Source organism: Anaeromyxobacter sp. SG66 (assembly GCF_022690805.1).
GTDB lineage: Bacteria > Myxococcota > Myxococcia > Myxococcales > Anaeromyxobacteraceae > Anaeromyxobacter > Anaeromyxobacter soli.
In genome coordinates this window covers 1-9,652 of the sequence record NZ_JALCZC010000136.1, presented here as the reverse complement: position 1 = coordinate 9,652, position 9,652 = coordinate 1, and the positions used below count along the sequence as shown (strand labels likewise).

Genomic DNA, 9,652 nt, shown 5'->3' with positions numbered 1-9,652 from the left:
AGGCGGGCCGGGCCACGAGCGACCAGGCGTGCGACGTCCCGCCGAGCGCCCGGGCCCGGCGTCAGGGATCCATCCGGATCAGCTGGAAAGGAGAGCTGCCGCCGCGGGCGGTGAAGAACAGGTCCGTCCGGCCGTCCGGGCTGGAGACGAGCTTCGCGTCCAGGATGTGCGTCAGCGCGGGCGTCCCCAGGCCGTCCCCTCCCAGCCCCTGGCACCCGGGCGTCCCGGCAGCGCAGCCGTCGAGTCCCGTGAAATCGGAGATCGCGGGGAGCGCGGCGCGCGTGCGGAACACGTGGAGGCCGGCCCCGGGATCGTCGAGCCCGAGGTACAGGTGGCTCGGCGTGGCGAGCAGCATCGACGCGGCCGTGACGCCGGGGTACCCGAGCCGCGTGCGGTAGGCCGCGTCCGCCGCGAGGAGGGTCCAGTCCGTCGGGTCGCAGACGGCAGGGTCGGCGCCGCCCGCCGGGTCGCACGACCAGAGCTGGGGGCCGGTGGTGGTGTTCCGGATGGCGTACAGCCGCCCGTTCCAGGCCACCGCCTGGGGCCAAGCCTTGTCGGGCGGCTCGAGATCGAACTGGCGCGGGGGAGCCACGGACTGCTTCCGGTCGTAGGCCGCGCTCGTGGCCGGAGAGCAGCCGAGGAAGTCGCTCTTCGTCGCGGGCGCCTGCCCGGTCGCGACGAGGCAGCCCACGTCGTCGAAGAAGTACACGCGGCCGCCGAGCTCGGCCATCGCATCGACGATCGAGATCGCCGTGAACCCGCCGTACGCCGCGTTGTAGGCGTCGTGCAGGCCCAGGTCGAGGGCGTCGGTCCCCTGCGCCGCGTCGAGGCCGGGGGCGGTCGGGGCGCGGAGGAGCGCGATGCCGTAAGGGCGGGAGCCGCCGTTGTCCGGGAAGCCGAGATAGAGCCGCCCCCCCGCGCCGAGCGCCGCGGAGACGCCGCGCGTGTTCGCCCCGAGCACGGTGGAGAGGTCCACGTAGGAGAAGTCGAGCGGCGAGGCCGACGCGCGGCTCAGGTACACGTAGTCGAGCTCGCCCGACGAGCGCGCGCCCCCGAGCACGAGCCACTCGTCGCCCGCGAAGGAGACCGAGGTGAGCAGGCCCCGCCCGTCCTCGCCGTCGGGCCCGCAGGCCGCGGCGGTGCACCCCGTGTAGCCGAGGGTCATGTGAGGCCAGGGGCCTGCGCTCGAGGAGGTGCTGCCGACGCCGGGGTCGCGCGGGAACGTCAGCGCGAGCGACTCCTGCCCCGTCCCGTCGCGCTGCATGCGAACGACGCCGTCCCCGGTCCGGCTCGGCCCCACGTACACCTGCCCTCGATACGGCGCGACGAAGGCGAACGTGCTCCCGTCCGCGAAGGGATCGCTGGCGAGGCGGGCGAGGCCGTGCGGGACCGTCGCGGTGGTGGCCGTCACGCTCGCGCGGAGCGTGCGCCCGTCGTTCGCGTCGGCGCCCGTCACCGACGCCGTCAAGGCGAGCGTCCCCGCCGCGACCGCCCGGCACGACCAGGCGAAGGCGACGCTCTCCCCGGCGGCGAGCGTGACGGCCTGCGTCGGGCCGGACACGACCACGACGGCCCCGGTGGACCCGTCGTCCACGAGCGACGCGGGGACCACCGCGACGGCGGTCGCCTCGCCCGTGTTCGTGACGGTGAGCGTCACCGGGAGATCGCCGAGCGCGAGCGGCCCGGGCGGCAGCGCGAGCGCGGCGGAGAGCGCGGCCGGCCGCTCGACGCGGAGGCCGCCCGTCGCCGTGGCGACGACCGCGGCCCCCGTGCGCGGATCCCGGCCGATCGCGGACACGGAGACCGACACGGCGCCAGGCGCCTCCGCGCGATACGCGAGCGTGAGGGTGGAGCGCGCGCCGGGCGCGAGGTCCTGCGGCGCCGCCGGCGCGACGAGCGCGAGCGCGCCGGGCCCGCTCAGCGTCGCCTCCGGCAGGACCCCCTCCACGGGGAAGTCGCCGCCGTTCTCCACCGTCACCTCGAGCAGCACCTCCTGACCGACGCTCGCCGCCTGGACCAGCGACAGGGACGCGGAGAGCGACGGCGCCGATCCGGGCAGCACCTCGTACGCGCCGCCCGCGGTGCCCTCGCCGTAGGGACCCGCGACCCTCAGATCGTGGAAGCCCCGGGGGAGCCCTGCGGGCACGCGCGCGCGGAGCCTGGTCGGGTCGAGCCACACGACGTCCCGGAGCTCGGTCGTGCCGAGCCACGCGCGATACGACGCGTCGACGCTGCTCCCGCCGTGGACGCGCTGCACCGCCCTCACGTGGAACGCGCTCCCGACGATGTCGATGAGGGCCTCGCTCTGCTCGAAGCCCTGCGCCGGCTCGGCCGCGACCGGACGCGGCGGAGCGGACGGCGCCGACTGCCGGCATCCGAGCACGACCGCGAGGACGGCGCCGGCGAGGGCACGCTCAGTACGCGTCATGGCGGTACCCCACGACGGCGAGGAGCGTGGTGAGCGAGCCGCGGAGCGCGTCGAAGCGGGGATCGCTCATGCGCGCGACGCGCGCCTCGAGGAAGGGGCCTCCGTGCCGGCGGAGCAGCCCCCATCCACCCCCGGCGTGCAGCAGCGTCACGAGCCCCGCCTCCGCGGACGTGGGGCCGGCGTCGGTCGAGACCTCCGACGCGACGTGCGCGACGCCCGCCCCGGCCCCGGCCCAGAGCGCCTGCCCGCCGGCGAGGCGCTGCTCCCATCGCACGGTGAAGAGCGCCGGGAGGTAGCGAGCGCGGCCCCGGACCTCGACCGCGCCGCCGCCGACCTGCGCCGTGTCGGTGCGCTCGTGCACGAACGCCCCGGCCTCGCCGGCCACGGCCAGCCGGCCCGCGAAGAGCGTCGTCCGGTATCCCGCCTCCACGGCGGCGTACGGCGCGAGGAGGCCGCTCGCGGCAGCGACCCCCAGCTTCGGCGCGACCCCCAGCCGCCGCTCCGGCGCCACGATCGTGAGCCGCGCGGCGCCCATCAGCCCGCCCGCGCGGACGGAGAGGACGTCGGCGCGGTCCTCTCTCGCGCGGCGCGGGCGATACCGCACCACCCAGGCCCCGGGCCCGTCCGGCTGGGTCTCCACGACGGCGGGCCGCGCGCTCGCGATCTCGGGCGCGGCCCCCTCCGCGGGGTTGCCGAAGCGGTCGCGCAACCGGACTCGGACGCGCGCCGCCGCGCGGCCGTCCGCGACGAGCGGGGCCTCCTCCGCGACCACCTCGAGCTCCACGGGGGGACCCCCGGCGACCTCGAGCTCGGCGCGGCCCTCCACGGCGCCGGCGCGCGCGAGGACCTGCAGCCGCCGGACCGACCCGACGCGCCCGGGGACCGAGAGGCGCGTCTCCCACGCTCCGGGGGCGACGGGCACGAGCCCCGAGAGCTCGCCGAGCGTCGCCTGGACCGCGGGCGAGGCCTCGACGGCGTTGCCGGCCGCGTCCGACGCCTCGACGCGCAGCAGGACTGCCCCGTCCGCCGCGACGCGAGCCTCGGCGGCCTGCACCGTCAGCCGCGCCAGCGCGCCGGTCCGCCGGGCGAGCTGGACCGACGCGGCGAGCCCCGGCTCGTCGGCGAGCGCCGCGGATGCCCTCGCCACGCCGGCGCGTCCGGGCGCGAGGCGCCAGGTGCCCGCCCAGCTCCCCGGGGCCACCTCCGCGAGCCCCACGACGCGACCCTCGCTGACCTCGAGCCGGAGCGGTGCGCCGGCGCGCGGGGCGCCGTCCGGCGCGACGACGAAGGCGCGCAGCGGCAGGTCGCGCGGCGCGTCCGCGGCCACCTCGGCGCTGCCGAGCGCGAGGTGGACGTGCAGCACCGGGGGTACGTTGAGATCGAGCGGCCGGCCGCGGTGGTAGGCGAAGCGAGCGCCGGGCGGAGCGACCACCGGGACGCGCGCCTCGCCGGAGGCGTCCGCCGTCACGGGTCCGAAGGACGCCTCGCCGATGGTGACGCTGATGCGGGCGTGCGGGGCGGAGCGCGCCGTCGCGAGCCCCCGGCCGGTGAGCGGGAGGGCCGTCCAGCCCCACGACTCCCCGGCGTTCGCCGCGACGATCGCGACCTGCGGGTATTGCTCGGGGGGCGCGACGTACTCCGCCACGAACCGGCCGGCGCCGGCGGGGCGAGGCCCCTCGACGCGCCCCACGTTCACGGTGAGCCGGGGAGGCGCGTCGCCGGCCCCCGCGAGCTCGATCACGGCGCGTGCGTCCGGCCCGAGCACGAGGCGCTCGGGCGTCACGCGCAGCGCGAGGTCGCCGGCCGCCGCCGGGGCCGCCGCGACGAGCGCCGCGACCGCGCAGCTAGCGGTGACCGCGCGCGCTCGCATCCTGTCCCCAGCGGACGGCGAAGTCGGAGACGTCCTGCTCCGGCGCGATCGGCGCGCACGGGACCTGGCGCTCCGCGCCGTGGCCCGCCGCGTCGCGGATGACCACCGACGCGCGCATCGCCGCGCGCGCGGGGAGACGGACCGAGAACCTCCCGTCCCCGCCGACCTCGACGAGGCGCCCCTCGACGCGGACCTCCGCGCCGCGATCGACCACGCCTGACACGGTGCACACCCCCTCCCCCCGCGCGGTCCTCGCGATCTTGAGGAGGAGCGCGGGCGGAATGGGAAGGGACGGATCCGGGGCCGCTCCGCGAAACGCCACCGCCTGGCGCCCGGCGCTCACGTCGACGCTGGCGCCTGCCGCCTGGAGACGGACGACGCCGGTCTCGGTGGCCACGGCGAGGGACCTGCCGCTCGCGAGCACGCTGAACCGCGCCTCGTTCGCGCGCGCCACGCTCGCGCCGTCGTCGCTCTCGACCACGAGCACGCGCGCGCCGTCCGGCTGGTGATCGACCGAGATGCGGCCCCGCGACAGGCGAAGCCGCTGAACCGCGGCGGTGAGCTCACGAACCGTGAGCTGCGTCGCGTCGGACACGGCGACGCGCGAGCGGTCGCCGACCGCGAGCGTCGCGGCCGCGCCGGCGCCCGTGCGGATCGTGTCGTCCTCGCGGAGCCGCTCTCCCGCGACCACCGGCTCCCACCCGCCGGGGCGGAGCCGCTCGATCGCCCCGGTGGCGGATTCCAGCACCACCTCGCCCGCCTCGGCCGAGGCGATGACCGCGGCCGCCTCGCCGGCGGTGCGCGACGGGCGGAGCCCGGCCCACCCGGCGGCGGCCACGGCCAGCAAGGCCACCCCGACGAGCGTGACGCGGAGCCCGCGCCTGCGGGGGGCCGCCATCGCGGGGGCGACCGGCACCGGCTCCGCGGCGCTCGCGGCGAGCTCCACCACGAGCTCGGTGCTGGCCCACGGGCGCCTGGCCGGGTCCGCTTCTGCCGCGAGGCGGAGCTCGCCGCCCGCGGCCCGCAGCATCCGGCGCGCGATGGCGAGGCCGAGCCCGCTCCCCTTCCCCCGCGGCTTCGTGGTGTAGCCCACCGTGAAGATCCGCTCTCGGTCCGCCGTGAGGATGCCGATCCCCTCGTCGGCCACCCGCACCTGGGCCCGCGCGCCGTCCGGCGCTCGCAGCACCCTCACCTCGATCCGACCGCCGCCGCCCTGCTCGACCGCGTCGAGCGCGTTCGAGACGAGGTTCGAGACGGCGTGGAGGAGCGCCTGGGCGCTGCCGTGCGCGCCCGGCACGTCGCCGTCGACGACGAGCGCGAAGCGATCGCCCAGGAGGTCGAGCCGCGCGCGCGCGGCCGCGATCGCGCGACGGACCACCGGCTCCACCAGGAAGGCGCCCAGCTCGGCGCCTCCCGTCATCAGCTGCTGGAAGGTGTCGAGCGTCTCCTGGATCCGCGCGACCTGCCCGGTCGCCATGGACCAGACGTCGAGCGTCGTGACCGACGGGCCGAGCTCGCGGGCGACGAGCCGCAGGGCGGCGTCCAGCGCGGTCAGCGGCTGGCGCAGCTCGTGGATCAGGCCGGGGCCGAGGAGCTCCCGATCTCCCGTGTCCGATCCAGGCGGTCGGCTCGACGACGTCTTCATCCATCGTCCCCCGGGTGCGCGTCGCCGCAGCTGGGCTCGCGGCGGCGCGCAGGCGGCGTCGCGCGCTGCGAGCGTCCGCGGGACGCCCCGGCGCGCTTTCGACCCGGAGCATACCTGGACCCGGTCGCCTTTCCGTGAAGTTGCCCGTCTCGGGCTGTCGTCGGGTGGGCGCGGCTGGCTGCGGATGTGCGCCGCGCTCGCCCTTCTGCGCACTGACGCCCTCGCCCCTGGAGACGACGACGCCCCGCGCGGCGCATGGCCGGCGGGGCGTCGAGGTCGCGGGGGCCCCGACGAGCTTCGCTCGCCGGGGCGGGGGCGCAGCCCCCGTCAGAAATAGAATCGCAGGAACGCGAGGCCCGTCGTGAACACGCCCGAGGAGTCGCCGGACGCGTCGGAGTCGGAGCGGAACCCGAGCTGCGCCTCCGCGCCGAGGGAGAAGTTCGTCGTGAGGTAGTGCTCGCCGCCGATGGCCGCGGCGAGGATCACGTCCGTGCCGCTCTCGTCGTTGGTGCCGTTGTCTCTGCTCGCGAAGTTGAGCTTGAACCGGCCGCCCATGTAGAGGTCGAACGGCGCGGCGAGGCGCTGGACGTAGAAGACGCCGACGCCCACCGTCACGTCGCTCCGGTCGACCTGGCCCGCCGGCCGGTCCTGGGTCAGCACCCCGAGCGAAGGCTCGATGCGGAGCGTCGGGGCCACGTTGATGGGCGCGTAGACCTCGATCGTCGGCGGGCCGGCGCCCTCCAGCGGGACGATGGAGATGCCGAGACCGAAGGGCCGGCGCGCGTCCTGTGCGTGGGCGGTGGCGGAGAGCGCGAGGGCGGCGAGGGCGAACACGAGCTTCTTCATGAGGCTCCTTTCCTTTCACGCACGGTCGGTGCGTCGTGGGCTCGCGGGACTGTAGCCCCGGACGGCCCACCGCCGAAGAAAAGGACCCCCGCGGCAGGACGCCGCGCATGTCGTGGCGCGGCCACGCCACGAGACGACGACGCCCCGCGCGGCCAATGGGGCCGGCGGGGCGTCGGGGTGCACGGAGCGGGGCGCAGCCCTCAGGAGGTGGTCAACCCTGAGGGCCCCGTGAGATGGAGCCTCAACCCAGGCTCTTCGCCATCTCGGCGATGCGGTCGCAACCCTTGTCGATCTGCTCCATCGACGTCGCGAACGAGAGCCGCATGTAGCCGGGGGCGCCGAACGCCGAGCCGGGGACGGCCGCGACGAGGTGCTTCTCGAGGAGGAGGTCGATGAGCTTCCCGTCGGTGCCGAGCGGCTCGGCCGCTCCGGGCGCCTTCCGGGACAGGAGCGCGCTCACGTCGGGGAACGCGTAGAACGCGCCGCCCGGATCGAAGCAGCGGACGCCCGGGATGGCGTTGAGCCGCCCGACGATGTGCTTGCGCCGCTCGTCGAACGTCTTGCGCATCTTCTCGACCTCCTCGTCCACGCCCGGGAGCGTGAGCGCGCCGAGCGCCGCCTTCTGGGAGATCGAGGCGGGGTTCGAGGTCGAGTTGTCCTGGAGCTTCTGCATCGCGGAGATGAGCGCCTGCGGGCCCGCGGTCCAGCCGATGCGCCAGCCGGTCATCGAGTAGGTCTTCGACGCGCCGTTCACGAGCGCGACCTGCGGCTGGAGCGAGGGATCGAGATCGAGGACGTTCTCGAAGCGGCCCTTGTAGACGAGCTTGTCGTAGATGTCGTCGGAGACGATCAGGATCTCCGTGCCCTTCACCGCGGCGACGACCGTCTCGAGCGTGCGCCGCGAGAGCATCGCGCCCGTCGGGTTCGACGGGCTGTTCACGATGATCGCCTTGGTGCGCGGGGAGATCGCCTTCTTGATCTGCTCCGGCGCCGGGTCGAAGCCCGTGTCCATCGTGGTCTCGACGAGGACCGGCACGCCGCCGGCGACGCGGACCATGTCGGCGTAGGAGACCCAGTACGGCGTGAAGATGACGACCTCGTCGCCCTCGTTCAGCAGCGCCTGGAACAGGTTGTAGAGGGCGTGCTTGCCGCCGCAGGAGACGAGCACCTCGGTCGCCTTGTAGGTGACCCGGTGCTCCTTCTGGATCTTCGCCGCGATCGCCTCGCGCAGCTCGGGGATGCCGTTCGTGGGCGTGTACTTCGTGAAGCCCTGGTCGATCGCCTTCTTCGCCGCGTCCTTGATGAGCGCGGGCGTGTCGAAGTCGGGCTCGCCGGCGCCGAAGCCCACGACGTCGATGCCCTTCTGCTTCATCTCCCGGGCCTTCGCGGTGATGGCCAGGGTCGGCGACGGCTTCACGGCGTCGAGCCGCTTCGCGAGCTTCATGATCGGTGTCTCCTCGGGCGAGCTGTGGAGGCCGCCCCCAGGGCGGCCAAAGCGCCGACGATAGCAGAACCGAGGTGGGGTACGCGCCCCGAACGCGGGAGCGGACGGCTAGTGGCGCCCCGGGGTGCCGAGCTTGCGGCGGAGCCCCTCCGCCACGTTGGGCGGGACGAGGCCGCTCACGTCGCCGCCGAAGGTGGCGACCTCGCGCACGAGCTGTGCCGACACGAAGAAGTAGTCCTCGCCCGTCATGACGAAGACCGCCTCGAACTCGGGCAGGAGCTTGCGGTTCATGTTGGCGAGCTGGAACTCGTACTCGAAGTCCGAGACCGCCCGGAGCCCGCGGATGACGGTGTAGACGCCCTTCGAGCGCACGTAGTCCACGAGGAGCGCGTTGAAGGAGTCCACCTCGACGCGCGGGTCGTTCCCGACCGCCTCGGAGATGAACGCCATGCGCTCGTCCGCCGTGAACAGGGGCGATTTCTGCGGGTTGTTCGCGACCGCCACGATCAGCCGGTCGAAGACCTTGAGGCCGCGGTTGATGATGGCGAGGTGGCCGTTCGTGAGCGGGTCGAACGAGCCGGGGTAGATGGCGGTGCGGCGGGGCATGAGGTGGCGGAGTATCCCTCACTCGCCCACGTAGATCGAGATTCCCGTGCCGCCGTAGTGCCGGCGGTCCGCGAGCGCGAGGCCCCCGATCCGCTCGGGCGGCGGGCGCCGCGCGTCGTGCTCCGCCACGGCGCGGCCGCCCGGCGCGAGGCACCCCTCGGCGAGCGCGAGCGCCGCCTCCGGACCCTCCGCGTACGGCGGATCGACGAAGACGAGCGCGAAGGCGCGCCGCGGCAGGCGCGGGACCACGTCCTCCACCCGGCCGCGCCGGACGTCCAGCCGCGCCTCGAGCCCCAGGGCCGCGGCGTTCCGGGCGATGAGCTCCGCCGCCGCGCGGTCCGCCTCGACGCAGACGGCGCGGGCGCAGCCGCGGGAGAGCGCTTCGAGCGCGAGGGCGCCGGTCCCGGCGTACAGGTCGAGGACGTCCCCACCGTCGAAGAACTGGCCGAGCACGTTGAAGACCGCCCCGCGGACCTTGTCGCTCGTCGGCCGGGTCGAGACGCCGCGGGGCGCCGCGAGCCGCCGGCCGCGGGCGCTGCCGGCGATGATCCGGGTCACGGCCCGCGCTCCTGGACCCGGCGCAGGAGCGCGCTCTCGAGGGCCGCCGCGGAGCCGGCCGCGCCGAGGCCCTCCACGAGGTCGGTGACCTCGGCGAACGCGCGCGCCTCGCGGCGCTCCGCGTCCTCGCCTGTCTCGGTCCCCGATCGCGGAGCAGGCTCCCGGCCGGCCCGCGCCTCGGCCGCGCCCCCGTCGTCGCAGGCGCGCACCGGCGAGCCCCGCAGCGCGCCGAGCAGCGCCGGGGTCACGGGCCCG

General features: G+C 75.7%; 7 protein-coding genes and 1 pseudogene. All 8 read right to left on the bottom strand.

Annotated features, from left to right (window positions below):
• Positions 1–61 precede the first annotated feature (61 nt).
• Entirely contained in the window at positions 62–2,428 is a 2,367-nt protein-coding gene (locus MNZ39_RS21680; RefSeq protein WP_242341183.1) for a DUF11 domain-containing protein, read from the bottom strand.
• Positions 2,415–4,298, bottom strand: a complete 1,884-nt coding sequence (locus MNZ39_RS21675; RefSeq protein ID WP_242341182.1) for a hypothetical protein — start codon at positions 4,296–4,298, stop codon at positions 2,415–2,417. Before MNZ39_RS21675 ends, MNZ39_RS21680 begins: the two co-directional genes overlap by 14 nt.
• Entirely contained in the window at positions 4,273–5,943 is a 1,671-nt protein-coding gene (locus MNZ39_RS21670; protein WP_242341181.1) for an ATP-binding protein, read from the bottom strand. Before MNZ39_RS21670 ends, MNZ39_RS21675 begins: the two co-directional genes overlap by 26 nt.
• Positions 5,944–6,270: 327 nt before the next feature.
• Positions 6,271–6,789 (bottom strand): outer membrane beta-barrel protein, encoded by a 519-nt coding sequence (locus MNZ39_RS21665; RefSeq protein WP_242341180.1) that lies wholly within the window; start codon positions 6,787–6,789, stop codon positions 6,271–6,273.
• A gap of 241 nt (positions 6,790–7,030) precedes the next feature.
• A complete protein-coding gene (locus MNZ39_RS21660) occupies positions 7,031–8,233 on the bottom strand; it encodes a pyridoxal phosphate-dependent aminotransferase (RefSeq protein ID WP_242341179.1) in 1,203 nt (400 codons plus the stop codon).
• Between the two features lie 108 nt (positions 8,234–8,341).
• Positions 8,342–8,839, bottom strand: coding sequence for a pantetheine-phosphate adenylyltransferase (gene coaD / locus MNZ39_RS21655; protein ID WP_242341178.1), 498 nt, complete (start codon positions 8,837–8,839; stop codon positions 8,342–8,344).
• Positions 8,840–8,857: 18 nt separating this feature from the next.
• Positions 8,858–9,397, bottom strand: coding sequence for a 16S rRNA (guanine(966)-N(2))-methyltransferase RsmD (gene rsmD, locus MNZ39_RS21650; RefSeq protein WP_242341177.1), 540 nt, complete (start codon positions 9,395–9,397; stop codon positions 8,858–8,860).
• Positions 9,394–9,652 (bottom strand): annotated as a pseudogene (locus MNZ39_RS21645) (hypothetical protein); the annotation flags it as partial. The pseudogene MNZ39_RS21645 and the gene rsmD, both read right to left, overlap by 4 nt.

Bases quoted from the DNA above. Each gene is read 5' to 3' on its own strand.
- MNZ39_RS21675 (WP_242341182.1), bottom strand. From the start codon at position 4,298: ATGCGAGCGCGCGCGGTCACCGCTAGCTGCGCGGTCGCGGCGCTCGTC.
- MNZ39_RS21665 (WP_242341180.1), bottom strand. From the start codon at position 6,789: ATGAAGAAGCTCGTGTTCGCCCTCGCCGCCCTCGCGCTCTCCGCCACC.
- MNZ39_RS21670 (WP_242341181.1), bottom strand. From the start codon at position 5,943: ATGAAGACGTCGTCGAGCCGACCGCCTGGATCGGACACGGGAGATCGG.
- coaD (WP_242341178.1), bottom strand. From the start codon at position 8,839: ATGCCCCGCCGCACCGCCATCTACCCCGGCTCGTTCGACCCGCTCACG.
- MNZ39_RS21680 (WP_242341183.1), bottom strand. From the start codon at position 2,428: ATGACGCGTACTGAGCGTGCCCTCGCCGGCGCCGTCCTCGCGGTCGTG.
- MNZ39_RS21660 (WP_242341179.1), bottom strand. From the start codon at position 8,233: ATGAAGCTCGCGAAGCGGCTCGACGCCGTGAAGCCGTCGCCGACCCTG.